The following is a 25,099-nucleotide window of genomic DNA, read 5'->3' on the forward strand; positions in this document are numbered from 1 at the left end:
TCGACCGTCCCGGACAGCCTCACGATGTCGCTTGATCTTGCGGTCTACCTCCTGATCGCGCTGGCCCTGGTCGCCGCGAACCTGCCTTTCTTCAGCCAGCGCCTGCTGCTGCTCGGCCCGCGCCGGGCCGACAAAGGCCTGGGCTGGCGGCTGCTGGAGCTGCTCATCCTGTGCGCCCTGGTCACCGCCCTGGGCTTCATGCTGGAAGCGCGCCTCGGCCAGCGCCATGCCCAGGGCTGGCCCTTCTATGCCGTGGTGGTCTGCCTCTTCCTGACCTTTGCCTTCCCCGGCTTCGTCTGGCGCCATCTGCGCCGGTCGACCTGAGGGGCGGGCGCCGCCACGGGCACGAACGGGCCTCGCGATGAACGATAGCCTCCCGCCCGACGCCCACCTGCGCGAGCAGCCGATCGACACCCGCGAGGTCTACCGCGGCCACTTCCTGCATGTGCGCCGCGACAGCGTGCGCCTGCCTGACGGGCAGGAGGCCGCGCGCGAGTACATCGTCCACCCCGGCGCGGTGATGATCGTGCCGCTGCTCGACGACGGCCGCCTCGTCGTCGAGCGCCAGTGGCGCTACCCCCTGCACCGCGCCTTCATCGAGTTCCCGGCCGGCAAGCTCGATGCCGGCGAGCCGGTGCTGGCCTGCGCGATCCGCGAACTGGCCGAAGAGACCGGCTACCGCGCCACCGAATGGGCGCGCGCCGGCCTGCTGCACAACGCGATCGCCTACAGCAACGAGGGCATCGAGGTCTGGTTCGCGCGCGGCCTGAGCCTGGGCGAACGTCGGCTCGACGAGGGCGAGTTCCTCGACGTGCAGACCACCACGCTGGAAGCCCTGGAAGACCAGGCCGCCCGCGGCGAGCTGACCGATGCCAAGACCCTGATCGGCATGCTCTGGCTGCGCCATTGGCGCGATGGCCGTTGGGCCTTGGACTGGCAGGCCGCACCGGCCGGCCCGGATCGCGCATCATCGGCGGCATGAAGGTTTTCGACCTGCAATGCGAGCACGGCCACGGCTTCGAGGGCTGGTTCGCTTCCGAAGCCGACCATGCCGACCAGCAGGCGCGTGGTCTGGTCGAGTGCCCGCTGTGCGGCAGCCCCAAGGTCGACAAGCGCCCTTCGGCGCCGCGGCTGAACCTTTCGGGCGCGCCGCGCGGTGAGGCGCTGCCGCCGCCGGCCCGGCCGGCCCGCGCCACGCCGGAGCAGCAGAGCGTCGAAGCCCTGTGGATGCGCGCCGTGCGCCATGTGCTCGACCACACCGAGGACGTCGGCCCGCGCTTTGCCGACGAGGCCCGCCGCATCCACCACGGCGAAAGCCCGGAGCGAGGCATCCGAGGCCAGACCAGCCCCGAGGAGCGGCTGGCCCTGCGCGAAGAGGGCATCGAGGTGCACAGCCTGCCCCTCCCCGAGGCCCTGAAGGGCCCGACCCACTGAGCGCGACCCGCGCCGACGCAGGGACGCGGGCCCTCAGCCCGGCGGCAGCAGCCGGCCCGGGTTCATCAGGTTGAGCGGATCCAGGGCCTGCTTGAGGCGGCGCATCAGGGCCAGGGCCACCGGGTCCTTGCGGCGGCCGAGTTCCTCGCACTTCAAGGCGCCGATGCCGTGCTCGGCCGAGAAGCTGCCGCCCGCGGCCTGCACCGCGTCATGCACCAGGGCATTGACCTGCGCCTCGTGCGCGCGCAGGAAGGCCGGCGCATCGATACCGGCCGGCGCCTGCAGGTTGTGGTGCAGGTTGCCGTCGCCCAGATGCCCGAAGCAGATCAGCGTGCTGCCCGGGCAGGCCGCTGCCAAGTCGCGGCCATTGGCCTCGACGAAGGCAGGGATGCGGGACACCGGCAGGGCGATGTCGTGCTTGATGTTGAGCCCCGCCTCGGCCTGGGCCAGCGGGATGTGCTCGCGCAGCGCCCACAGGCTGCGCGACTGGGCCAGGCTGGCGGCCACCACCGCATCGTCGATGGTGCCGGCTTCCAGCGCGCCGGCCAGCAGGGCCTCGAAGCGCTCGGTGGCCCGGGCGGCAGCAGCTTCGCCCGGCGCGTCGGGGCTGCCGGCCTCGGACTGTTCGATCAGCACCGTCCAGGCCGGCCAGGCGCCGTCCGCGAAAGGGCGGGGCAGGGCGGGGAAGTGGCGGGCGACCAGCGCCAGTGCCGCCGCATTCATCACCTCGAAGCCCGTCAGCGCGGCACCCAGCGCGGCGCGCGCCCGGCCGAGCAGGGCCACCGCGGCTTCCAGGCTGGCGCAGGCGGCCAGCGCGGTGGTCTGCGCGGCCGGGGCGGGGAAGAGCTTGAGCGTGGCCGCGGTCAGGATGCCCAGCGTGCCTTCGCTGCCGATGTAGAGATCGCGCAGGTCGTAGCCGGTGTTGTCCTTGCGCAGGCCGCCCAGGCCGGACCACAGCTCGCCCTGCGGCGTGACCACCTCCAGGCCCAGGCAGAGCTCGCGCGCATTGCCATAGCGCAGCACCGCGGTGCCGCCGGCATTGCTGGCCAGGTTGCCGCCGATGGTGCAACTGCCTTCGGCGGCCAGGCTCAGCGGGAAGAGCAGGCCGGCGGCCGCCGCCACCTGCTGCACCTGCTGCAGGATGCAGCCGGCCTCGACGGTGAGGGTGAGGTTGTCGACGTCGAGCGCGCGGACGCGACTGAGCCGGCCCAGGTTCAGCAGGATCTGCCGGCCGCTGGCATCGGGCACGCCGCCGCCCACCAGGCCGGTGTTGCCGCCCTGCGGCACCACGGCCACGCCCGCGGCGGCGCAGGCCCGCATGACGGTCGCCACCTCGGCGGCATCGGCCGGCCGCACCAGGGCCAGCGGGCGGCCGTGGTAGCGCTTGCGCCAGTCCACCGTCCAGGCGGAGAGGTCGGCATCCTCGGGCCGCAGCACATGGGCCGGGCCGATGTGCTGGCGCAGCGTGTCGAGCAGGGCCTCCGGGCGGTCCATCGCGGGCCGGGGCGCTGGGGCTTCAGGCGGCGGCTTGCGCGCGGCCCAGGGCCAGGCGCTGGCGCACATGCAGCGCGCAGGCGCAGAACAGCGCGATGCTCAGCGCGATCTCCAGCCCCGCCAGCGCCTGGCTGGGGGCCGGGTCGCTCCAGGCGCGCACCACGCCTTCGGTGAAGTAGAGCCACACCGCCAGGCTCAGCCAGCGGAAGGTGTAGAGCCGCTGCTTGAGCAGCCCGGGCAGGGCCAGCACCAGGGGCAGCACCTTGATCGCGAGGGTGCCGGTGCCGGTGGGTGCGAGCCACAGCTCCCACAGCAGGCCCAGGGCGATCAGGGCCAGAAGCAGGCCCAGGGCGGCGGCGCGGCTCTGCGCGGCGGCCCGGGGCGTCGGGACGGGGAGAAAGGACATGGCTGGCATGATGCCAGCATGGCTTCGACCCTTGCCCTGCGTCTGCTGGCCCTGCGCGAACGCGCGGCCGAGCTGGCCGAGATCCTGCAACGCTGGCCCTGGCGCGACACCCTCAGCACCCTGGCCCAGCGCTTCCGCGAGGACCGCCTCGGCCTGACCGCCAGCAGCCTGACCTTCACCACCACCATCGCCCTGGTGCCGCTGATGACGGTGACCCTGGCGCTCTTCAATGCCTTCCCCGTCTTCGGCCCCTTCCGCCGCGCGCTGGAGAACCAGTTCCTGCAGGGCCTGGTGCCCGAGGGCATCGCCGGGCCGGTGCTGGAGAACCTGACCCGCTTCGCCCTCAAGGCCAACCGCCTCGGCACCCTGGGCCTGGTCATCCTGGTGATGACGGCCCTGGCCTTGATGCTGACCATCGACCGCACGCTCAACGGCATCTGGCGCGTGCGCCAGCCCCGGCCGATCGCGCAGCGGGTGCTGGTCTACTGGGCCGCCGCCACGCTGGGGCCCTTGCTGGTGGGCATCAGCCTGTCGATGACCTCCTACCTGATCTCGGCCGGGCAGGGCTGGGTCTCGGGTCGGCCGGGCGGCGGGGTCGGCATCCTGCTGTCGGGCCTGGAGTTCCTGATGGTCGGCGGCTTCGCAGCCGCGCTCTTCCACTACGTGCCCAACACCACGGTGCGCTGGGCGCATGCCCTGGCCGGCGGTGCCTTCGTCGCGGTCGGCCTGGAAGTGGCCAAGGGCCTGCTGGGCTGGTATGTGGGCCAGGTGCCGGGCTACAGCCGGGTCTATGGCGCCTTCGCGGCCCTGCCGCTCTTCCTGATCTGGCTCTACATGGTGTGGCTGATCGTGCTCTTCGGCGCGGTCATCGCGGCCTATGCGCCCAGCTTGCAGATGCGCGTGCGGCGCCTGCCCGAGGGGCCGGGCTCGGCCTTCGAGCTGGCCCTGGTGCTGCTGCGCTTGCTGCATGCCGCGCGCGCGTCCTCGTCGGCCCAGGGCCTGGGCGCGGCCGAGCTTGCGCGCCGCCTGCGCGTGGACCCGCTGCAACTGGAGCCCACCCTCGGCCTGCTGGTGGCGCTGGACTGGATCGCCCGCCTCGACGAGGCCGAGCCGCCGCGCTACGTGCTGCTCGTCGACCCCGCGCGCACGCCGGGCGAGCCGCTGATCGCCCAGACCCTGCTGGCCCCGGGCGAGGCCAGCGCGGCCTTTCGCCAGGCGGCCGGCTTCGAGCGCATGAGCCTGGCCGAGCTGATCGGCCGCAGCCCGGTGCCCCAGGACACGGCGAGCGGCAACTCAGGGCGATGACCCTTGCATCGCCCGGGGGCTTGGTTATATTGGCCCAGCACGGTCGGGCATCACATCCCAGGAGAACAGCCATGAAAGTCAGTGAAATCCTTCGGGTGAAGGGCGCCGCCCTCTACACCGTCTCGCCCGATGACACCCTGCAGCGCGCGGCGAAGATGATGTCCGAGATGGACATCGGCTCCGTCGTCGTCATGGAGCATGGCGACCTGGCCGGCATGCTCACCTTCCGCGAGCTGATCCAGGCCCTGATGGCCAAGGGCGGCGCGCTCGGCGACACCATCGTCCGCACCGTGATGGACGACCATCCGCTGACCTGCACCCCCGAGACCGACATCGACGAAGTCCGCCGCATGATGCTGGGCCGCCATGCCCGCTACCTGCCGGTGTTGGACGGCCGCGCCCTGCACGGCGTGATCTCCTTCCACGACGTGGCCAAGGCTGTGGTCGACAGCCAGGACTTCGAGAACCGCATGCTCAAGGCCTACATCCGCGACTGGCCCTCGGACCACGACGCGGCCGCCCAGCAGCAGCAGTGATCGCGGCGCCGCCCGGCAGCCCGCTGCGGCGGGGCCGGGCCGGTGTCTTCGGTTGGACGCAGGGCAGGGCGCTTGCCGCGGGCCCCCTCGGCGACAATCGCGGTCTTTTTCGCGACCCGTCCCGATCATGTCCGGCAGCACCCTCGGCCACCTTTTCCGCGTCACCACCTTCGGCGAGAGCCACGGCCCGGCCATCGGCTGCGTGATCGACGGCTGCCCGCCCGGCCTGCCGCTGTCGGTCGAGGACATCCAGCCCGAACTCGATCGCCGCCGCCCCGGCACCAGCCGCCATGTCACCCAGCGGCAGGAAGCCGACCAGGTCGAGATCCTCTCGGGCACCTACGAAGGCCTGAGCACCGGCACCCCCATCGCGCTGTTGATCCGCAACACCGACCAGCGCAGCAAGGACTACGGCAACATCGTCCAGACCTTCCGTCCGGGCCATGCCGACTACAGCTACCACCACAAGTACGGCCTGCGCGACCCGCGCGGCGGCGGCCGCAGCTCGGCCCGCCTGACGGCCCCGGTCGTTGCCGCCGGCGCCGTGGCCCGCAAGTGGCTGGCCCAGCATCACGGCGTGAGCCTGCGCGGCGGCATGGCCGCCCTCGGCCCCATCGACATCGCCTTCGAGGGCTGGGAGCATGTGCCGAACAATCCCTTCTTCGCGCCCAACCGCAGCCAGATCGAGGCGCTCGAAGCCCATATGGATGCGCTGCGCAAGGCGGGCGACTCCTGCGGCGCCCGCATCGTCGTCGAGGCCCAGGGCGTGCCGCCCGGCTGGGGTGAGCCGATCTTTGACAAGCTCGATGCCGACATTGCCCACGCGATGATGGGCCTCAATGCCGTCAAGGGCGTCGAGATCGGTGCCGGCTTTGCCTGCGTCGCCCAGCCGGGCAGCGTGCATGGCGACGAGCTCACGCCCCAGGGCTTCCGCAGCAACCATGCCGGCGGCGTGCTGGGCGGCATCAGCAGCGGCCAGGACCTGCGCGTCTCGATCGCCATCAAGCCGACCAGCTCGATCCGCATCCCGCGCCAGTCCATCGACCTCGATGGTCAACCGGTCACGGTCGAGACCTTCGGCCGCCACGACCCCTGCGTCGGCATCCGCGCCACGCCCATCGCCGAAGCCCTGCTGGCCCTGGTGCTGATCGACCATGCCCTGCGCCACCGCGCGCAGTGCGGCGACGTGCGCGTCGCCACCCCGGCGATCCCGGCCTCGGCGGGCTGAGCGGCCTAAGCAGGGCCGGCCGCGCCGGCCCGGGGGGATGGGCCCGCGCCAGCGGGCCGCAGCCTGCGCCTAGCAGGTCTCGTTCAGCTTGCCGTCAGGGCTTGCCCGGCTGCGCGCTGCGGGGCGCGCACGAACACTGCGGCGGCCCCGACCCACCGAGCCCCCGAGGATGAACACCGAAAACGCCCTGCAGGACTGGCGCGAGCTCGCGCACCGCGTCGAGCGCGAAGTGGCCCAGGCCGTGATCGGCCAGCCCCAGACCCTGCGCCTGATCAATGTCGCGACCTTCGCCCGCGGCCATGTGCTGCTTGAAGGCGATGTCGGGGTGGGCAAGACGACGGTGCTGCGCGCCTTCTCGCGCGCCATCGGCGGCGATTTCGAGCGGGTCGAGGGCACGGTGGACCTGATGCCCGGGGACTTGATCTATCACACCTATGTCGATGCCGAGGGCCGCCCCCGCATCGACCCGGGCCCCCTGCTGCGCCACGGCGAGCGCCTGACCACCTTCTTCTTCAACGAGATCAACCGCGCCCGGCCGCAGGTGCAGTCGCTGCTGCTGCGCGCCATGGCCGAGCGCACCGTCTCGGCCTTCAACCGCGAATACCGCTTCCCGCACATGACGGTCTTCGCCGACCGCAACAAGGTCGAGAAGGAGGAGACCTTCGAGCTCGCCTCGGCCGCCCGGGACCGATTCATGTTCGAGCTGAACATGAGCAAGCCGACCGACCGCAGCATCCGCCGCGCCCTGGTCTTCGACACCGCCTTCCATGACACCGAGGCGCTGATCGCCCAGGTGGCGCCCGCCCTGCTGCCGGCCGAGGAGCTCAACACCATCGCGGCCCTGATCCAGAAGAGCGTGCGCACCAGCGAGACGATCGAGCGCTATGTGCTCGACCTCTGGGAGGCCAGCGAGACGCCGCAGAACCTGGGCATCACCCTCGACGGCGTGGATATGAACCGCCTGATCCTGGCCGGTGCCAGCCCGCGCGGCATGAGCGCCCTGCTGCGCGCCACCCGGGTGGTGGCCTGGCTGGACGGCCGCTTGCATGTCGAGCCCGACGATGTGCGCGCGGTGCTGCCCGCCATCCTGGGCCACCGCATCTTCTTCACCCCCATCTACGAGCTGCGCCGTGCCGAGCTGGCCGGCGCCCTCATCGCCCGCATCCTGGACCGCGTGGCCGCGCCGTGAGCCGTTCTCCCCTGCCGTCGCTGCCGCCCCCCGCGCCAGCCCGGGGCCCGGCCGAGTTCCACTACAAGCTGCCGGGCCGCCACGGCGGCCAGCGGCCGGGCGCGCACGAGGGCAGCAGCCTGGGCGCCGGCCAGCAGTTCGCGGCGCATCGGCGGCTGCTCGACCATCCGGACCCGCGCCGCATCGACCTGCGCGCCAGCCTGCGCGATCCCCAGGGCGACTGGCTGGTGCGCATCGCCCGCCAGCGGGTGGCGGTGCCGGTGCAGGCGGTGGTCGATGTCTCGGCTTCGATGCGTTTCGGCGCGCAGCGCGCCAAGCTGGACCGGGTGGCTGATTTCGTTGAGGTCCTGGGTCACAGCGCCTTCCGCGCCGGCGACCCGGTCGGCCTGATGGCCTTCGATGCGGGCGAGCGCACCGACCTCTTCCTGCCCCCGCGCCACAGCCGTGGCGCGGGCCGCGTGATGGCCGAAGGCCTGCGCGCCTGCGCGCCGGCGGCGCCGCCGCGGCCGGGCGCCGACCCGCTCGCCGGCCTGCGGGCTTGCGTGGACCGGCTGGCCGGCCGGCGCAGCCTGGTCGTCCTGGTGTCGGACTTCCACGGCATGCCGCTGGACGGGCTGGCCGCGCAGATCGACCGGCTCAGCCCGGCGTGGGTGCTGCCGGTGCTGGTCTGGGATCCGGCCGAGGTCGTGCCGCCCGGGGTCGATGCCCTGCTCAGCCTGCGCGATGCCGAGACCGGCGCGCGCCGCAGCCTGTGGCTGCGCGAGCGGGTGCGGCAGGACTGGCATGCCGCCGTTGCCGCCCGCCGCGCCGCCCTGCAGGCCCTGTGCGTCGCGCGCGCGTTGCCGCCCTTCGACCTGCTCGGCCCCGCCGGCGAGTTCGATGCCGAGGCCCTGACCCGTCACTTCATGGAGAGCGTGGCATGAGGCGAGCCTTGCCTGCCGGACTGCTGACCCTCGGCCTGGCCCTCAGCCTCGGCGGCCTGCCCACCGCAGCGCCCGCGCAGACGCCGCCGGCCCAGCGGGTGCAGGCCGCCCAGGTCATGCAGCCGCGGGCCTTCGGCCATGTGCTGGGCGATGTGCTGACGCAGCGGGTGCGGCTTGGGCAGGGCGCCGAGGCGCTCGCGCCCAAGGCCCTGCCCGAAGCCGGCCGCGTCGGCCTCTGGCTTGATCGGCGGGCGCCCGCGGTCGAGCGCGATGCACAGGGCGTGCAGTGGCTGCGCATCGACTACCAGGTGATCAATGCGCCTCCCAGCCTGGGCATGATCCGCCTGCCGGCCCTGAGCCTGCCCACCACCGCGGGGCCGACCCTGGCCGTGCCGGCCTGGCCGGTGAGCCTGGGGCCCCTGAGCCCCGCCGAGGGCAGCGAGCTGCCGGCCCTGCAGCCCGACCGCCTGGTGGCCCTGCGCGACACCGCCGCGCCGCGCCAGGCCCTTCAGGCGGCCCTGGCGGCCCTGGCGGCGGTGCTGCTGGCTTGGCTGGGCTGGTGGACCCTGCAGCAGTGGCGCGAGGCGCAGACCCTGCCCTTCGCACGCGCCAGCGCCCGCCTGCGCCGCGCCGACGGCAGCCGGCTGGACGACTGGCAGGCCCTGCACGAGGCCATCAACCAGAGCGCCGGCCGGGTGGTGCATGCCGCCAGCCTGGCGCGGCTGGTTGAGGAGCGGCCGGCCTGGAAGCCGCTGCATGCCGAGCTGGAGGCCTTCTTCGCGGCCTCCAATGCGCGCTTCTTCGGCGCGGCCTCGGCCCGGCCCGACCCGAGCCTGCGCGCCCTGGCCCTGGCCCTGCGGCAGGTCGAGAAGCAGACTGCAGACTGAGAAGGTGTGAACGGACCTGCCATGCCCGCTCATGCCGCCCGGAGCCGCCCCCTCGGCCTTGCAAATGCTCGCCGTAGCACGGGCTACGGCTGTGCTTTGCGCCTTGATGGGACGACTCCGGCCGACCTGCTCGGACACGGCCGGTCCATTCACACCTTCTGAGCGCAGCATGCAAGGCTTCGATTTCGCCCAGCCGCTGTGGCTGCTTCTGCTGCCGCTGGCCCTGCTGCCCCTGCAGCGCCGGCCGGCCGATGACCTGGCCTTCCCGGCCATTGCCTGGCTGCCGGCGGACCGCCTGGGCCGCTTCGTCGACCGGCTGGGCCAGGTCCTGGCGGTGCTGGCCCTGGTCGCTGCAGTGATCGGCCTGGCCGGCCCCGGCCGCGACGGTGGCTCCGAGCTGCGCAGCGGCCGGGGCGCCGAGCTGCTGATCCTGATGGACCGCAGCAGCAGCATGGACGCCAATGTGATTCCCAAGGACGTGAAGGCGGGCGGCCAGTTCAACAGCCTGCCCAGCAAGAGCGAGGTGGTGCGCGGCCTGCTCAGCCAGTTCGTCGCCAAGCGGCCCGAGGACCGCTTTGCCTTCATCGCCTTCAGCACCCGCGCCATGCCCATCGTGCCCTTCACCGACAACCATGCCTTGGTGCAGGCGGCCCTGGCCGCCACCGGCATCGGCCGCGGCCTGCCGGACACGCGCATGGGCACGGCCCTGCTGGCGGCGATCGAGGCCTTCAGCGGCCGGCCCTATGCCGGCAGCCGCATCGTGCTGGTGGTGTCCGACGGCGGCGCCCAGCTCGACGAGCCGACGCGCGAGCGCATCCGCGCCGGCCTGGCCCGCGAGCGCATCGGCCTGTACTGGGTCTACATCCGCAGCAATCCCAATTCGCCGGACCTCACGCAGGAGAGCGGTGGCAGCTATGACTCGGCCGAGGAACTGGCGCTGCACACCTTCTTCGGCTCGCTCGCCACGCCCTACCGGCTCTACCAGACCGACGACGCGCAGATGATGGCCAATGCCATGGCCGAGATCGACCGCCAGCAGAACTTGCCGTTGGTCTATGAGCGGCGGCTTCCGCGCAGCGACTACCGCAGCGCCTTCTTTCTGCTGGCCCTGCTCAGCACCCTGGGCCTGCTGGTCTGCCGCGCGCTGCAATTGCAGGCCTGGCCCCGGCCGCCCGCCCCCGAGCTTCGGACGCCGGCATGAGACGACGCAGCGCACACGCGATCTTTGGCGGCCTGGCCCTGGCCTGCGCCGCCCTGGCCCTGGCCCAGGCCCTGCGCCTGGACCAGGCCGAGCGGATGAACACCGGCCTGCGTGCCGCCCTGGAGGCCCCGGTCGACCTGGCCCGGCCTGTCCTGCCCTCGAGCGACGATCCGGTCGAGCTGCGCCTGGCCCGGGCCACTGCGCTGGCCGCCGCCGGGGCGCATGAGGCGGCCTTCAAGGCCTACAGCAGCGTGCTGCGCAGCGCCGGCCCCGCGGCCGACAGTGCGCTGAGCCGCCAGGCGCTCTTCAACCTCGGCAACCTGTCCCTGCGCCAGGCCCTGGCCCAGGGCGGCGACGAAGCCCTGCCCCTGGTCGAGCTGGCCAAGCAGCGCTACCGCGACCTGCTGCGCGTCGCGCCCGAAGACTGGGATGCCCGCTACAACCTGGAACGCGCCCTGCGCCTGGCCCCCGAGCTGGAAGAGGCCCTGGCCGCCGAGGACGATGTGCCCGTCGAGCGCCGGCAGATCATGCTGCGCGGCATGGAACCCGGGGACCTGCCGTGAGCTGGCGCCAACCCGGCATGCTGGGGGGCCAGCTTCGCGCCCTGTGGCGTCGCGAGCATGCCCTGGCCGGGGCCGTGCTGCTGCTGGCTCTGGCCCTGGCGCTGCCGCCGATCACACTGGAGCGGCCCCGCGTCACCTACCTGGTCACCTTCGACCTGACGCAGAGCATGGACGTCGAGGACATGGTCCGCGACGGCCGCAGCCTCAGCCGCCTGGACGCCGCCCGTGCCGCTGTGCGCGAACTGCTGCCGCGCCTGCCCTGCGGATCGCGCGTGGGCTGGGCCATCTTTGCCGACTACCGCACCCTGCCGCTGATGCTGCCGGTGGAGGTGTGCAGCCATTACGAAGACCTGCTCGCCGCGCTCGACGCCATCGATGGCCGCATGCGCTGGGCCAATGCCAGCAACATCGCCAAGGGCGTGACCTGGAGCATCCGCACCGCCCGCAATGTCGACGAAGGCACCCGGGTACTCTTCTTCACCGACGGCCACGAGGCCCCGCCCATGGCCGGCAACACCCCGCCGCCCATGGGCGACATCACCGCAGGCGAGGTCGGTGGCCTGCTCATCGGCGTGGGTGGCGAACTGCCCCAGCCCATCCCCAAGACCACCCGCGAAGGCCAGCCGGCCGGCCATTGGGCGGCCGACGAAGTGGTGCAGCGGGCCGACCGGCCGGTCGGCCAGAGCACCGAACACCTGTCGGAGCTGCGCGAGGAGCATCTCAAGGCCGTCGCCAAGCTGCTGGGCTTCGGCTACCGCCGCCTGGGCAGCGACACCGCCCTGGTCGAGGCCGTGCTGGACCCCGCCCTGGCGCGCAAACAGCCCACGCCCACCGACCTGCGCTGGGTGGCGGCGCTCGCCGCCCTGGGCCTGCTGGCCTGGCGACACCGGCCGGCATGGCCCCTGCGCCTCGGGCGGCGCTGAAGGGCTGGCGGCAGGGGGGCCGACGGGTGGCCAGCCTGCCCGCCCGCCTGTCCATCCCGCCGGGTCGGCTGTTGGGGGGCTGTCCCTCGGGCCCCGCGGATCCGCGCTATCTTGCGGCCATGGATAGCTTTCGCACGATCCTCGGCAAATGGGTGGCGGTTGCGCTGCTCGCGTGGATCGGCCTGGGTGCCGTGGCGGCACCGATCACGGCATGCTGCGGCGACACAGAGGCAAGCTGCTGTGCCGTGCATGGCGCCGGCCAGGGATGCGCCGCCTGCGCCACCGCCCCCGCGCTGCCCTCGGCCCCTCCCCCCAAGCCTCAGGCAGGCCAGATGGAGAAGGCGCAGCCCGCGGCCCCCAGCCCGACGCCTGCCCTGCCCACCCCACCCTGGAGCCCGCCGGACTGAGACGGGCCGATCCCACCGTCCCCACGTCTCAAACCCTTTCGGAGTTCCACCATGAAGTCTTTCACCGTCAAGGCCCTCGCGGCCCTCGGCGCTTCGGCCTTTTCCGTGTCCGCCTTCGCAGCCACCTGCTGCATCGCCGGCGCAGCCTGCTGCGCCGAACTGCTGCCCTGCTGCTGGTGAGCACGGGCGCATGAGGTGATCCCCGTCACCTGAAAAAGGGCCGGATGCGCGAGCGTCCGGCCCTTTTGCGTTGGAGCGGGCAGGCTGTGCCTCTCAAGGTCAATGGGCACGCTGTGCGCGAGCCCGTGCTTTGGCGACAGGTCGCTCCCGGCGCACCCAGAAAGACAAAAGGCCCAGTCGCTTTCGCGACTGGGCCTTCATCTGATTTGGCTCCCCGACCTGGGCTCGAACCAGGGACCTACGGATTAACAGCGGGCTTCCAGGGTCGCAGAGCCTGCGACACACGAGCACAAGACCTAGGAAAATCAACAACTTAGCCGACTGCGTCCGACTTCGCGCGACAGCAATCGACACGTTTTTGGGGTCGTTTTACTGACACTTTTACTGACACCCCTCCAACGCCTGCGGATGGTAGCTCGACGCACGGGCGCCCCTCAAGCAGCGGCCACACGGCGTGGCTCAGGGCTGGCCCTTCGCGACCTTGTCGCCCCGTCCGCCCCGTTCTGTCCTGGCGCCCCGCACGCTCCGCAGGGCCCGCGCGCGATACCACGCCAACTTCCGGCCATCCTCGCCGACGCGGTACTCGAGGTCGAACTGGCGCGACTCGCTGAGCACCTGCGGCCAGGCCCGGCAGCCGTACTTCTGCGGCGTCTGTTCGGGATGGGTCGACGCCATCCATTCGCGCGCGCGGTCAAGCCGCGTCCAGCCGCCTTCCGACAGGTGCTGCTCGGCTTTCCGGAGCACCCCGACGATGCCGCTGACAGGCCACTCGAAGCTGCCATCCGGTGCGATGCCGTTGACGACCAGCTCACGGAAGGCATCGGACTGGGTGAAGGATGCCATCAGCGCCCGAGCCTCGTCCATGCTCCGCGCCCAGCCTGCCAGCTCACCGAAGTGCTGGTCGATGCGCTCGTAGCAGGCTTCCAGATGACGGGCCGCAGCCGCGCAACCGTCGTCGCTCCAAAGGTCGAAGCGGTCGATGAGGTGGTGCACGAGCTGATTGCGCATCGCGACCAGGTCCTCGACCGCAGCACGGGCCTGCGCCAGCCTCTCCGGCGCCATGACCATCCTTTGGCTGAAGGCCATCGCCACCCGGTCGGTCGGCGTCTTGCCTTCGGGCAGCAGGTCGCGCTCGCAGTCGTCGACCACCGCGTAGGACTCGAACAAGGCCTTCACCAGCGTCCCAAGGCTCTTGTCGGCCAGCTTGTCGACCCGGGAGGCCCGTTGCGCTTCCAGCGTGTCGACGGGCCCCGCCAACTCGTGGTGGGCAAGGAGGGTCTTCATCAGCCGCTCGTACTGCTGCAGGCGCAGCATGCAGCGACCGAGAAGGCGTTGGACTTCGCGGTGCTTCTCGTGCAGCGCGTCGCCCGGCCTGCCGTGCTGCGCGTCGCGATGACCTTCAGGACTGGACTCGGTGTCGAATGCGGTGGTCATCGCGCTACGTGGGCCGGTCCGCAACGAGCGACGCGGTCGATGCACTCGGTCAGCAGTTGCTCCCAGCCCTCATGGCTTCCCACTCGGGGCCGAGCAGGGTCGCCGCGGGTCGGCCAGTAGGCCGACCAGTAGGTGCGCAGTTCCCGCTCCGTCTGCAGCACAACGGGTTCGGCGAGGAAGGCCTGGCACGCGGCACGCAGACCGGGCAGGATGCAGTAGCTGGGCCAGGCGAACTCGGCGAAGGTGTCCATGTCCGGCTGCACGGACCGGTAGCCTGGTTCGTCCTTCGGCAGCGCCTTCGGGTCGTTGAGCAGGAATGCCCGCAGCATCGGCAATGTGAACAAGGCCTCGGTCAGCTCGCGTCGAAAAGTGTTGAGGTCGTCGAGCGCGAATGCGACGAAGGCTCGTGTCGCGCTGGCCGTCAGTCCCGACTCCGATTCGAGCGCCTTGAGCGAGCGCTTCGCGGCTACCAGGTTGGCATGCTCGAGCTGAAGGAACGGCAGCACGTAGCGCACCCCGAGGTTGTCGCCGGGGTTCAAGCGAAGCATCTTGCGGGCGACCTTCGCTGCCGCCGCGCCGAGCCCTGCATCGTGGTTGAGGGACATCTGCAGCCAGAGCAGGCGGTGATAGACGCGGTTGCCGAGATGTCCCCATCGAACATGGCCCTTGTAGCCTTTGGGCATGAGCGCTTCGGCCAGTCGGACGAAACGGTTCGCTGTCGTCAGCGCCTCTGCCTCCTTGGCCTCGCGCTGCATCCAGGCCAAGGCAAGTCCTGCCTCCAAGAATCCAGGTTGTGCCGCCAGCGTGGACTCGACCCATCGCCTGGCCTGCTTCTTCCGGGGCTTGGTGAATTCGTCATAGCCTTGCCACTGTTCGTCCAACTGCTCGACGAGTTGGCTGCAGGCCGGGCTCTCCTCGAAGCTGCCACCGCTGCCGCCTTCGGCATCCTTCGGGTACACCACGAAGCGGTAGAGCGGCTCCAGCGCGTACAGCGGGCTGCGCCGTCGCACGGCTTGCCAGCTGCGCCCACCGCAAAGCGCAGCCGAGACGCCGTCGAGCACGTGCTGCTTCGGGGTGTCGGTCAGCATCGCCAGGGTCTCCCCGAGCTGTTCCAGTGCCTCGAGCTGTGCAGCCGGCATGGCCACGTCGTCTTCGGCCTGGACTGTCAGCACGACAGCTCCCGCCAAGGCGTCCAGCCACCCCGCGGGCAACAGACCCTTCTCGAAGGCCTGGGCGCTGGTCAGGTGGGCCGACAGGTGATGCCACGATGGAAACCGCAAGGCCTGAGCGACGACCTCAAGAGCATGACTGTGCTGGAGGTTGGCAAGCTTGGCGAGCAGCTTCGCCGCCATCTTGATGCGGCCTTCGAGCTTGGCTGCCTGTTCGGCCGGGTACTGGTTGAACCAGAACGATTCGATGGCGAGGTCGAGCGCGGAAGCCGCGCGGTCGAACACCGGACTGGGGGTGAACTTGATGGCATCAGACATGGTTCTCCTCGCAGGCGTCGACGGGCATCGACAAAGACGGTCCGCTCGCCCAGCGCCTGCAGACCGATGGGTCGTCAAGGGTGTCTGGTGCTTCATGACATCGAACATGTCGCTGGGGCTGCTTCTCCGATGCGGACGGAAGGCGCGCGACGAACACCTGCGCGCCGCTTATCGCATGGCGGGTATGCAGACACTCTGGCGCGAGCGAGGCGAGTGGAAGAGGCGATGGCAGGCGCCAGAAAATGGCCCCCGCAGCATCTGCTGGCGGGGGCCGAATGGTCTATGGTCTTCCCCGGTTCGACGTGCAGGCGTGTGCGGGAGAGGACTCGTTACCTGGTGACCTCGGTGGCGACAGAGGACGAGGCCGGCTTGGCAATCTTGGCCGCCTCGAACGCGATGATGAGCAGGGTCCCGGTGGGCTTGCCCTCGCGTGACAGATAGAAATCGGTCTTGAGTCTGCCGGTGACCTTGACGAAGTCGCCCTTGTCGAACTGCGGCTTGTCCTCTTTCATCACCCTCACCGAGTACCAGCAGGTGTCGGCGTTGGCCCCGCGCTGGCTCTCTGCCAAGCGAAATTCGTAGTAGTCCTTGTTCGTGGTCTTGCTGCGCTTGCGCTCGGGCTGGGTGGCGACGTTTCCAAATACTTGCATGCAGTGTCCTCGTGTCTGACGGAACAGCTCCGTCACGACGTGTAGCAACGTCCGTCAAACCGGCTCCGCCGAGTCTCAGTGCGCTTTTGCTGGCGCTCGCATCTCGTGTGCGCGGAAATGCGCAACACATGTAGCGACGTCTCAGCATGCCGAGTCGAGGACCGGCTCCACTCGCGTGAGCATGGTCAGCGCAGCCTTGCGACATCAGAGAACGTGTTCTCCGAAGCTGCCCAGACCGCCTGCCAGAATCGACCGGGTCGCCGAGGAAAGCCAAGATGACCACGCCCTACGAACGAACCCGTGCCTTGCTGGAGACAAGGCAGTTCCTGGATGAGCTGACCTCGTCTGAATCGACACCCGGCGTGCCCGATGAGATTCGTTGCCTGGCGCGGCAACTCCTGCGTCACTACCCGGGAGTCAGGGAGCTCGACCTGGCGCACAAGGCACTGCCTATGTTCTTTGCAGCGGCGCTGCCGCCGCCGAACCCGACGACTGCGGCGGCGATAGACGATGCCAAGCAGGGCAGGACGCCAGGTACCGCCTTCGAAGACCTGTAAGGCCGCGCGTCTGGCTTGCTGGAGGGCGCCTGTTCACTGAGTTCGACCCGTTTCAGCCAGACCGAGCGCTCAAAGAACAGCGCACCAGGGGGCTCGACGGCATGGCCCATGTCCCATCGCACACCGGTCGTCGCCACGGCAGGTAGTTGTCGCCGAACCAGCCGGCGGCCGAGTGCTGCAGTTGCGCGTCAGCTCGGTACTTGGGCAGCCACACCGGCAGGTCCTGCACGATGACGTGGCCGACCACGCGTTCGCGCAGCGCCGAGCGTCCGTGACCCATCGGCGTGTCGATGGCCTTCCATACCTCGTACTCGTCCGGCTGCGTGGACGTCTTGAGCTGACAACGGCCTTCTTCCAGACTGAGGACGTCAAGCTCCCGCTTCAGTGCGGCCAAGGTGGCGCTCACACGATGCCGGATGCGCGGCGTACGGCAGAAGACCACCACCCGGCGCAGCACGGCGCCCAAGGCTGTGGACCGCCCGATGGAGAGCACCTCGGCACACAGCGACGCTGCCCGCTGCGAGCCGCGGGCGCTGCAGTCCACCTCGATGGCGGTCAGTCCGTCAGCCTCCAGCACCACGGCGTCGGGCCGCAGCCAGAGGCGGCGGGCTTTGCCGCGCACCGTGGCCGTGGCCATCAGCAGGCCGCCACGCATGGGGGCACCCGGCTCCGCGCCCTCATTGAGCTTCTCCAGCAACTTGCGCTCGGTCATCGCCTGCAGCCCACGCTGCTCGGCACACAGCACCAGACACTGGGCCCACAGCAGGTGCTCCGGGTTCGTCATGTCGCTCACCCGACGCACCGATGCCTGGGCCTCGATGCCGCGGTCGGCCAGCCATGCGGCCCCCTGGCTGGTGAGGCCGTAGATGGTCTGGAACCGCGCGGACTTGTAGCGCCTGAGCAGCTGCGCCTTCACCAGGCCGCGCACGGCGCGCTGCGCAGCGGCCAAGGCCGTCTTGAACGGCCGCTCGGGGTAACACGCGACGGCAACGTCGAGCGTGCGGATGACCCGGAAGCGGTTCGCTAGCGACAGCGCGATGGTCCAGCTGCGCGCCTGCAGCTGGCCGGTCGAAAGCTGGCTCGACAGCCCCCGTTTCGGGCCAGGTCGCGACGGCGTGGGCAGTGGCGATGTGCCTCCAGGTGGCAGCGGCGCAGTGTCAGCGGGTGACGGCGTCAGTGCACCCGTCGGGCAGCTGGCCAGATGCCCTTCGGCGGCGGCAACAGTCGCCACGGTGTTACCCGCGTTACCGCCCCGCGCGGACATGGAGGTTGCCGCAGGGGCAGCGGTTGGCGTGTCAGTGATGTCGGGACCAGTGTCCCTGGGGTGTGCGTGCATGAGGTCGGCTCTCGCGAACAGGTTTTCGGGAGCCGCTGACCGCTCATCGATGCGGACGACGGCAGCGGCCGGTTCTGTCGTGTAGCCACCAGCGCGCGTCAGGCGTGGCACCCGCTGGGCATAGCCTGCCCACCTCGCCGCTGCCGGGGTGACGTGGGTGTGTTCGAGTGCTGGCCGAGCGGCCGCCCGAGGGCAGGGGGCAGATGTGTGTTCCCCTCGTACGGCCTCGCACGCCTTGGGGGCGCGCGTCGGTCACGCTTTCGTCGCGACGTCCCTCAAGGCCACTGTGCTGTCCGCCGGCTTCGCCGGTGCGAACCGCCGCCGCCCCGAGAACGTGTTTTTCAAGGGTGGACGTGCCAACAGGGGCGGCTTGCCCAACTGTGTCTGCGGCAGGTCGTGCCGCCCTGGCTTGCCCCGGACGCGGGGTGCCAGGCGTTCATCGCCCGCATCCGGGGGCCCGACCAGGCAGGCGCCGCAGGCGGCGCCCGTGGTGCCGAGGTCGACCTGCGCTGGGTCGGCGGCGGTTCGCACCGCCTTGCCGGCCCGGTCGCGAGCAACTGTGCGCCCGCAGGCCAGCGTCCGAGGACAGCCGACTCCTCGTGCACGCCGCAGCGCTGTCGCCATAGACACCGGCTGAACGCCGGTCCGTCCGCCGGCTGGTGAGGTCAAGGTGCGGACGCACGGTGCCGTCGGGCCCGACGTTCGAAGAAGCCGTTCAGCTCGATGCCGAGGGTACTGCCAGGCTCTTTACCAGGGATTGGTCCCATCAGGTCGTAGCCGCAGTGCCCCGGTCACCTCGCCGGCGTTGCCACGCCCGCAAACGTCCCCGTCTTGCCGCGCGGCAAGACCCTGCAACGCCCGCCAGCAGCTGTGACAGCTGGACCGTGACACCGAGTCACTACACGGGGTCTCCCTCAACCTCTCCGGAGACCACCATGCACACCAAGACCCGCGGCCAGACCGCCTACCTCTACCGTTCGACCTGGGTGCGCAAAGGCACCCGCGACAACACGCACGGCTACTCGCTGCAGACCTTTGTCGGCAGCATCCGCCGCGATGCTTTCGTGCTGCCTGATGACCTGGCGGCAAAGCTGACCGAAGGTGAACGCGCCTACATCGAGGCCACCATCTGCCGACCGGCCCGGGAGGCTGCCGAGCGTGCCCGACGCGAGGCCGAGCTCCACGAAGCCGACCCGCTGTGGCGACTGGCCGAGGCCGGTCGTCTGGCCAGCGAAGCTGCCGAACGCAGCCGGAGCCGTCGAGTCCACCGTCAGCGCGTCATGGACGTGAGCGAGGCCTTGGCCAAGGTGCAGGTAATCGACCCGGTTGAGACCCCCCGGGCACCAGATAAGCGCGCTGACCCGCTGCAGGACGCCTTGGTCAGCATCCGCGCCGCAGCGGCCGCCGTCCGCGGTGGAGCGTATGGCCGTGCGCCGGAGACCGGCGTGCGGTCGACCAGGCCCTATCGGCTCTGGTCGGACATCTACGAAGCCGTCTGCGGCACCGACGGTGACGCGGTTGGCGGCAGTCTGATGAGGGCTCTGCAGGACCGTGGCTTTGCCAAGAGCCGTCAGCGTTGAGCGTTACCCATTTGGTCGCCCTCGCCCCACTTGCCGCCAACGTGGGCGACGCCGTGCCGAACCTTGTGCGAGGTCGCTATACGTAGTGCATGCACATGCATGCGCAACAGGACATTGATGCCATGCATCGCAAGAGCCACACCGGCCATCCCCAGGAAACCCCCGCGCAACGCGTCACCCGTCTCTACGCCACCGAGGGCGGCCCGCTCATCGGTTGGCTGTATGACGAGTGCCGACGCCGAGGGCAGGAGTTCCGAGAGATGGCGGCCGCGCTGGGCGTGACCTACGGGTATATCAACCAGCTGCGCAGCGGTATCCGTCAGGTTCGCCAAATCAGCGACGACTTTGCCGTGCGCTGCGCCAACTACCTGGGCGTGCCGCCAGTCGTCGTCAAGATGGTGGCTGGACGGATTCCGATGAGCGACTTCGTTCACCCGAGGGAGCCGTTGCAGGACGCCATCGACCGGGCCATGGCCCGGATGCTCGACGACCCTGCCGCCCGCCACATCCTGCCTGCCGACATGTCCGGGCTCAGCCTTGACGCCAAGCAGTCATTGGTGGCGATGTACCAGGAGTGCACCGGCCACGACCTGCTGGGCGCCTGCCAGTTGCCCGAACTGGTGCGGTGGCTGCAGCGCGCGGCCATGATTCACGACGAGTCGGAAGCCGAGGCCGTGCGCGGTCACCGCGACCTGGTTGCAGTGGGCTGACGGGGTTGACCGAAGGGGCGGATGGGCTGGCAACGGTTGCCGGACCATCGTGTTCCATCGTTGATTGAAGGGGCGGGCCGTGGCTCGCCCCTTTTCTTTGGCGATGACCACGGCAGTAGTGAGAGAGCTAAACCCCGTCGCCGTCAGGGGCAGGACCGGTGAGAGAAACAAACCGACCTATGTCATTGATTCAGCTAGGCACCCCGAGCAAGTTCAACCCTTGCCGAAGGCAAATTTCGGAACTGCGATTGTCGTTTCGTGAATCCGGGTCTCCAGACGAGGGGACCTGCTTACTGGGTTCCGGCTTTTCCGGGAAGGAGCTAACGAACTGTCCGGTCCGCCTTGATAGGGAGGCCCTCGAGCTCAGCGTCGTACAGACCAAGCTTCTGGCTCGCCGCCACCATCGCGTTCAGGCCCTTCGACTGGCGCTCCTTGCTTAGAGCCTTGTACTTGAGCAGCGCCGCCTTCGAAATTCGGCGGTGGCCGCCGTCGGTTCGACGAACGACTCCGAGGGCGCCCGAGTCGGCAAGCGTGTTGAGATGCGTCCTCGAGACGTGCAGGAGCTTTGAAGCAGCCTCGCTCGTGAGTTCCTCATCCTCATCGGCACTCGAGGCTGCCTTGGACGCGCCTGATGCTTGCATGAGCGCCGTCCAGTCTTTGCCAACCGTGGCCTGAAGCTCGGCTGCCGACAGCACATGAGAGAGGAACGCACGGTGCTCCCGCGCATGCTCCTTGCCTGACAGGAAACTCGTGACGAAGGCCTGCTCCAACAACACTGGAACGCTCTCGGCCACCACCTTCTCGACCGACTTGCGCGACGGCTTCGCCGCTCCAAGCTGTGCGTGGACATGGGCAACGAGCCGAGCGGTCAGGTCCTTGGAGAAGGCGCCCAGTGCAAGGTGGAGCCCCGCGAGTAGCTGGTTCTCGACGGGTGCAGACGGCGGAGTGCGGACGAACGTAGGCATGGTGGACCTCACCGGACGGGACCCGGTGTAGCAAAAGTCGTCAAAAGCGTCAAACTCGACGAGTGCTGAGGCACTCCTGCGCGTCAGGGAGGACCGCTGCCGGGGACGGCAACGGCTGAGACATGCCAGCCGTTGCCGTCCTCTCTCTTGTCAACCGTCCATCTCAAACCGCCCGGCCAACTCCTTCGAGAAGGGCAGGCCCACCGGCTCCACCGGCGTCGACATACCTCGCATCCTGGTGTGACGGAAGGAATAAACCAGCGGCCTACACGTGCCAGCTGAGGCCCAGACCGGGCGCCAGCGGGCATGAGGCAGCGCTACCGGTCGCGCTCGTGCTCCGACCACCGGTGTGGAGCCTTGAATGTCTGACCCCCATCTCTTCAAACCCGTCCTCGAACTGCAGGACCTTGCCAATCTCCTGGGCCGGAGCCCGGAGACCGTCCGCAAGGACCTGCGCCGCAACCCCGCCGCCGTGCCGCCGCGCCTTCTCATCCCGGGCACCCGGCTGCTGCGCTGGCGCACGGCCGACGTGCAGGCCTGGCTGGCCCAGCGTGTGGAGGGCCCGCGCCGTGGCTGAACCACTGAAGAACCCCTTCTCGCGTGCGCTGGACGTGGCCTTCATGCTGCGCAACCCGCCGCCGCCGCTGGACGAGGTGCTGCCCGGTCTGCTGGCCAAGACGGTTGGCCTCGGCGTGGGCCCGGGAGCGGTGAGCAAAACCATGTTGATGCTGCAGGTGGCCATCGCCAAGGCCACCGGGACGCCCCTGTTCGGTGGCGCGATGGGCGGGTTGGTGGGTGGTACGCCCGTGCGACCGCAGCAGCCCGAGCGTGTCGTATTGGTCCTGGCCGAAGAACTGGCCGAGGTGGTGTGGGGGCGGCTGCAGGCCATCGCCAGCGTTCAGCTCGGCGGTCTCGACATCGACCCGGACCGAGCCCTGGCCCTCTTGAGTCAGAACCTGGTCATCCACTCGCTGGCGGGCGAAGAACAGGTGAACCTGCTCAGCGACGGCCTGGAGAAGACAGCCGCAGGTGACCTGCTGCTGCAGGCCTGCCGCGGTGCGCGACTGGTCGTGCTAGACCCGATTCGGGAGTTCCACAACGCCGACGAGAACGACTCGGCGGCGATGGGCGCCCTGGTGCGGCACATCAAGCGCTACGCGCGTGTCACGGGCGCTGCCTGGCTGCTGGTGCACCACACCAGCCGTGCCGCCGCCCTCAACGGCTACGGCGACACGGCCGATGCCGGTCGAGGCTCGACGGCGCTGACCAATGCCGTGCGCTGGCAGCTGAACCTCAGCCGCCCGACACGGCAGACGGCCATGCAGCATGGCCTGCGCGACGGTGCGCTGCACCAGCACGTGCTTCTGGATATCCCCAAGGCCAACTACATCGCCACGCCTGAGACGATGTTGCTGCGGCGCGGACCGCATGGCGTGTTGCTGCCGGCGTCGGAGGTGGCATGAAGCGCAAGCCCTCTGGCGCCGCGGCGGTATCGCCGCGTGTCGTTCGCCTCGCCCAGCCGTTTGGCCTGTGCCAGTTGTTCCGCCCGATGCCCAAGGACGGCGTTGCCCGGCCGACCCTCAACGAGACCGTCGTGTACGCCGGCACGACGCTGCGCTTCAGCGCCCGCGAGGCGCTGGGTGTGCCGGAGCAGACGCTGCTGCTGGTGCTGCTGGAACTGGCGCAGGAGCAGTACCGCCGGCAACCGGCGGCGCACCACCTTCTTGAGTCCGACCGCAGCGAGGTCGGCAGCTTGCTGTGGTCCGGGTTGTGTGTCAGCGCCACCGAGTCCACGGGTCAAGTGCCGTCCACCTTGATGCTCAACTGCTCATGGAGCGAACTGCACCGCCGCTGTGGCTCAGCCAGTGTCGGCGGTGCTGTGAACCAGACCCGGCGGCGGTCTCTGCAGCGCCTGTGCGAAGTGACTGTGTGGGAGCGCGTGGCGGCCAGCCGACAGGAACACTCCTGCCGCCTCGTGAGCTGGCTGGTGGGTGACGACCAGCGCGTGCATGTGGCACTGAACTACCGCTTGGCCGCCGCCATTCTGGCGCCGGGTTATGCCCAGCTGTTCTTGTCTGAGCGGCTGGCACTGCGCTCGCAGACCGCCATGCTGGTGCACGCCTTCCTGTCGACCTGCCTGGGCGCCGGCAAGACCCTCTCGGTGGGCTATGGGACGCTGGTGGACCGGCTGTGGCCCGACACCGGCGAGGTGGTGTCGCCCACCACGCGCAAGCGCCGGCCGCAAGACGTGAAGGCGGCGCTGAAGGGCATCAGCGAGCTGCAGCGGTGGAGTGTGGAGCTGGGGCCCGCGGTGGCCCAGGTCACCCGCCGGTCGGCAACTTCGGCACCGCAGCCCGCCCAGCTGAGGCCGTCCACCGGCGGCCGACACCAACCACCCCCCACGCCGGGCAAGCCTGCAGCCCGCGAAATGACGAGCCCTGGGCGTTTCGCGGACCCCAGCTCGTCATATGGCGGTCACCCGTTCTGGAAAAGACTGAACGCTGACAAGGACTTGCCGCGAAATGACGAGGTCGGTATGACTTCTTAATAGAAGAACTGCTTGCCAGGGTTGGGCCGGGCAAGCCGTGCCCGTCCCTGCCTTGGCGTATGGGGCCCTGGCCGGGGAGATGGCGCCTGTGGCCCCCACCTTGCCCAGCCCCGCCGGGCGGTCTTGCCGCGCGGCAAGATGAGGAGCCCTCGCCACGGCGGGCGCGTCACTCAAACCCGAATCTGGGTTGGATTGACCTGCTCGAGTCGGGTAGACGGCCTGGGCTTGGACACGGCCGACAGCACCGTATCGAGCCGACATCGTGCACGTGCTCAGCCATCTTGCCGCGCGGCAAGATGCCCGAGACGCCAGCCGCGGTGCACACGTCACTCAACCCAAAGCCAAAGAAGAAGAGGGGCAGCCTGGTCGGCCGCCCCTCTGTGAATCAGCCGCTGCGCGGCCCTTGGTGCATGGTTCAGTGCATGGCCTGGTCGCCCAGCGGCAATAGCATCTGCGCCACCTGGGTGGAGGCCGCAAAGACTTCCATCAGCCGCACGGCATTGGCGCCCCGGCCGGCCACCATCACACGCAGGTCGCGCGGGGTGGCGCCTGGCGCCTGCGCCGCGGATGCCGCGGGGCCCAGCGACAGGCCGCCGTTCATCAACTGCAGACCGGCGCTGAGCATGCTGTACAGGTGGGCATCGCCCTGGGGCGCATCGTCCACGGTGGCCGCGCGCAGCAGGGCCTCGGCATCGCGCATCGCGGATTGCCCGGTCTCGAACGACGCGGTCACGGTGTCGTCCGTGGCCGTGAGCACGAGGCCGAACTGGCCGCGGTCGATGCTGCTGCGCAGCCAGTCCATGGCGTTGGTCTCCCACATGGGCACCGCCCAGATGAACTGCATGCCCTCGGCCTCCACCGACAGCGCCACCACAGGCAGGCCGGGCTCGAAGTCCTGCACCACCAAGCGCATGCGCAGCTTGCTGCCCTGGGTGAGCAGCTCGATGTCGGCGCGCGACAGCTCGGCAAAGAGCACCCACCCGGGGATGTGCGTGGTGCCGTGCTCGGCGGCCATCTCGGCAGCCTGTCCCGGGCTCAGCAGCTCGGCGTAACGCGCGCGGTCGCAGTGGCGCATCAAGGGCAGGTAGGCGCTCTGGGAGAGCTGGGGGTACTGGCTTTGGTCTATGTACATGGTTGTCCTTCAAGAGTTGTCCTG

General features: G+C 69.9%; 27 protein-coding genes. 19 read left to right on the plus strand and 8 right to left on the minus strand.

Annotated elements, in window-relative coordinates:
- Window positions 1-24: 24 nt before the first annotated feature.
- The 3 genes from JI742_RS07420 to JI742_RS07430 are packed head-to-tail and all read left to right on the plus strand — an operon-like array spanning window position 25 to window position 1,434.
- The gene (locus tag JI742_RS07420) at window positions 25-324 is read left to right on the plus strand and encodes a DUF2818 family protein (RefSeq protein WP_201825156.1); all 300 of its coding nucleotides are present in this window, start codon (window positions 25-27) and stop codon (window positions 322-324) included.
- A gap of 37 nt (window positions 325-361) precedes the next feature.
- Window positions 362-982 carry an NUDIX domain-containing protein gene (locus JI742_RS07425; RefSeq protein ID WP_201825158.1) on the plus strand — a complete coding sequence of 207 codons (621 nt, stop codon included), beginning with the start codon at window positions 362-364 and terminating at the stop codon, window positions 980-982.
- Complete coding sequence (locus tag JI742_RS07430; protein WP_201825160.1) at window positions 979-1,434, plus strand: DUF1178 family protein; 456 nt, start codon at window positions 979-981, stop codon at window positions 1,432-1,434. The genes JI742_RS07425 and JI742_RS07430 overlap by 4 nt, the downstream gene beginning before the upstream one ends.
- A 33-nt stretch (window positions 1,435-1,467) precedes the next feature.
- Here the strand turns inward: JI742_RS07430 and JI742_RS07435 are convergent, their stop codons facing one another.
- Together JI742_RS07435 and JI742_RS07440 are read right to left on the minus strand one after the other, a co-directional pair.
- A complete protein-coding gene (locus tag JI742_RS07435) occupies window positions 1,468-2,928 on the minus strand; it encodes an FAD-binding oxidoreductase (protein WP_201825162.1) in 1,461 nt (486 codons plus the stop codon).
- Window positions 2,929-2,950: 22 nt separating this feature from the next.
- The gene (locus tag JI742_RS07440; protein WP_434057636.1) at window positions 2,951-3,334 is read right to left on the minus strand and encodes a DUF2069 domain-containing protein; all 384 of its coding nucleotides are present in this window, start codon (window positions 3,332-3,334) and stop codon (window positions 2,951-2,953) included.
- Window positions 3,335-3,352: 18 nt separating this feature from the next.
- Between JI742_RS07440 and JI742_RS07445 the strand changes: the two genes are divergently transcribed.
- From JI742_RS07445 to JI742_RS14035, 10 genes are all read left to right on the plus strand, one after another.
- Entirely contained in the window at window positions 3,353-4,639 is a 1,287-nt protein-coding gene (locus tag JI742_RS07445; RefSeq protein WP_201825166.1) for a YihY family inner membrane protein, read from the plus strand.
- A 71-nt stretch (window positions 4,640-4,710) separates the two neighbouring features.
- On the plus strand, window positions 4,711-5,175 hold the full coding sequence (locus tag JI742_RS07450) for a CBS domain-containing protein (protein WP_201825168.1): 465 nt from the start codon (window positions 4,711-4,713) through the stop codon (window positions 5,173-5,175).
- A 127-nt stretch (window positions 5,176-5,302) separates the two neighbouring features.
- Complete coding sequence (gene aroC, locus JI742_RS07455) at window positions 5,303-6,403, plus strand: chorismate synthase (protein WP_201825171.1); 1,101 nt, start codon at window positions 5,303-5,305, stop codon at window positions 6,401-6,403.
- Window positions 6,404-6,572: 169 nt separating this feature from the next.
- On the plus strand, window positions 6,573-7,592 hold the full coding sequence (locus tag JI742_RS07460) for an AAA family ATPase (RefSeq protein WP_201825173.1): 1,020 nt from the start codon (window positions 6,573-6,575) through the stop codon (window positions 7,590-7,592).
- On the plus strand, window positions 7,589-8,515 hold the full coding sequence (locus JI742_RS07465; RefSeq protein WP_350309637.1) for a DUF58 domain-containing protein: 927 nt from the start codon (window positions 7,589-7,591) through the stop codon (window positions 8,513-8,515). Before JI742_RS07460 ends, JI742_RS07465 begins: the two co-directional genes overlap by 4 nt.
- Window positions 8,512-9,402, plus strand: a complete 891-nt coding sequence (locus tag JI742_RS07470) for a calcium incorporation protein MxaA (protein WP_201825175.1) — start codon at window positions 8,512-8,514, stop codon at window positions 9,400-9,402. The genes JI742_RS07465 and JI742_RS07470 overlap by 4 nt, the downstream gene beginning before the upstream one ends.
- Window positions 9,403-9,571: 169 nt before the next feature.
- Window positions 9,572-10,603 carry a vWA domain-containing protein gene (locus JI742_RS07475; protein ID WP_201825177.1) on the plus strand — a complete coding sequence of 344 codons (1,032 nt, stop codon included), beginning with the start codon at window positions 9,572-9,574 and terminating at the stop codon, window positions 10,601-10,603.
- Complete coding sequence (locus JI742_RS07480; protein ID WP_201825179.1) at window positions 10,600-11,166, plus strand: MxaK protein; 567 nt, start codon at window positions 10,600-10,602, stop codon at window positions 11,164-11,166. Before JI742_RS07475 ends, JI742_RS07480 begins: the two co-directional genes overlap by 4 nt.
- Entirely contained in the window at window positions 11,163-12,089 is a 927-nt protein-coding gene (locus tag JI742_RS07485; protein ID WP_350309638.1) for a VWA domain-containing protein, read from the plus strand. Before JI742_RS07480 ends, JI742_RS07485 begins: the two co-directional genes overlap by 4 nt.
- Window positions 12,090-12,547: 458 nt before the next feature.
- Window positions 12,548-12,676, plus strand: coding sequence for a hypothetical protein (locus tag JI742_RS14035; protein WP_286184112.1), 129 nt, complete (start codon window positions 12,548-12,550; stop codon window positions 12,674-12,676).
- 459 nt (window positions 12,677-13,135) lie between these two features.
- Here JI742_RS14035 and JI742_RS07490 read toward each other — a convergent pair whose 3' ends face one another.
- From JI742_RS07490 to JI742_RS07500, 3 genes are all read right to left on the minus strand, one after another.
- Window positions 13,136-14,110: an OST-HTH/LOTUS domain-containing protein gene (locus tag JI742_RS07490; RefSeq protein ID WP_236676822.1), complete on the minus strand. Its 975-nt coding sequence runs from the start codon at window positions 14,108-14,110 to the stop codon at window positions 13,136-13,138.
- Window positions 14,107-15,597 (minus strand): hypothetical protein, encoded by a 1,491-nt coding sequence (locus JI742_RS07495; protein ID WP_201825181.1) that lies wholly within the window; start codon window positions 15,595-15,597, stop codon window positions 14,107-14,109. The genes JI742_RS07490 and JI742_RS07495 overlap by 4 nt, the downstream gene beginning before the upstream one ends.
- Before the next feature lie 329 nt (window positions 15,598-15,926).
- Window positions 15,927-16,247, minus strand: coding sequence for a single-stranded DNA-binding protein (locus JI742_RS07500; protein WP_201825184.1), 321 nt, complete (start codon window positions 16,245-16,247; stop codon window positions 15,927-15,929).
- Window positions 16,248-16,522: 275 nt separating this feature from the next.
- On the opposite strand from JI742_RS07500, the gene JI742_RS07505 reads away from it, so the two are divergent.
- Window positions 16,523-16,804, plus strand: a complete 282-nt coding sequence (locus tag JI742_RS07505) for a BPSL0761 family protein (RefSeq protein WP_201825186.1) — start codon at window positions 16,523-16,525, stop codon at window positions 16,802-16,804.
- Between the two features lie 52 nt (window positions 16,805-16,856).
- Here the strand turns inward: JI742_RS07505 and JI742_RS07510 are convergent, their stop codons facing one another.
- Window positions 16,857-18,035: a hypothetical protein gene (locus JI742_RS07510; protein ID WP_350309639.1), complete on the minus strand. Its 1,179-nt coding sequence runs from the start codon at window positions 18,033-18,035 to the stop codon at window positions 16,857-16,859.
- Between the two features lie 1,040 nt (window positions 18,036-19,075).
- Here JI742_RS07510 and JI742_RS07515 point away from each other — a divergent pair.
- Together JI742_RS07515 and JI742_RS07520 are read left to right on the plus strand one after the other, a co-directional pair.
- Complete coding sequence (locus tag JI742_RS07515; protein ID WP_201825188.1) at window positions 19,076-19,720, plus strand: hypothetical protein; 645 nt, start codon at window positions 19,076-19,078, stop codon at window positions 19,718-19,720.
- A gap of 95 nt (window positions 19,721-19,815) precedes the next feature.
- Window positions 19,816-20,430: a helix-turn-helix domain-containing protein gene (locus JI742_RS07520; RefSeq protein ID WP_236676823.1), complete on the plus strand. Its 615-nt coding sequence runs from the start codon at window positions 19,816-19,818 to the stop codon at window positions 20,428-20,430.
- Between the two features lie 320 nt (window positions 20,431-20,750).
- Here JI742_RS07520 and JI742_RS07525 read toward each other — a convergent pair whose 3' ends face one another.
- A complete protein-coding gene (locus JI742_RS07525; RefSeq protein ID WP_201825192.1) occupies window positions 20,751-21,395 on the minus strand; it encodes a helix-turn-helix domain-containing protein in 645 nt (214 codons plus the stop codon).
- A gap of 361 nt (window positions 21,396-21,756) precedes the next feature.
- On the opposite strand from JI742_RS07525, the gene JI742_RS07530 reads away from it, so the two are divergent.
- From JI742_RS07530 to repC, 3 genes are read left to right on the plus strand one after another with little or no spacing between them, the layout of a single operon-like run.
- Window positions 21,757-21,972 carry a helix-turn-helix transcriptional regulator gene (locus JI742_RS07530; RefSeq protein ID WP_201825194.1) on the plus strand — a complete coding sequence of 72 codons (216 nt, stop codon included), beginning with the start codon at window positions 21,757-21,759 and terminating at the stop codon, window positions 21,970-21,972.
- On the plus strand, window positions 21,965-22,858 hold the full coding sequence (locus JI742_RS07535; RefSeq protein WP_201825196.1) for an AAA family ATPase: 894 nt from the start codon (window positions 21,965-21,967) through the stop codon (window positions 22,856-22,858). Before JI742_RS07530 ends, JI742_RS07535 begins: the two co-directional genes overlap by 8 nt.
- Entirely contained in the window at window positions 22,855-23,943 is a 1,089-nt protein-coding gene (gene repC, locus JI742_RS07540) for a replication protein C, IncQ-type (RefSeq protein WP_201825198.1), read from the plus strand. Before JI742_RS07535 ends, repC begins: the two co-directional genes overlap by 4 nt.
- A 415-nt stretch (window positions 23,944-24,358) precedes the next feature.
- Here the strand turns inward: repC and JI742_RS07545 are convergent, their stop codons facing one another.
- Window positions 24,359-25,075: a hypothetical protein gene (locus tag JI742_RS07545; RefSeq protein WP_201825200.1), complete on the minus strand. Its 717-nt coding sequence runs from the start codon at window positions 25,073-25,075 to the stop codon at window positions 24,359-24,361.
- Window positions 25,076-25,099: the final 24 nt, after the last annotated feature.

Source organism: Piscinibacter lacus (assembly GCF_016735685.1).
GTDB classification, from domain to species: Bacteria; Pseudomonadota; Gammaproteobacteria; order Burkholderiales; family Burkholderiaceae_C; genus Aquariibacter; species Aquariibacter lacus.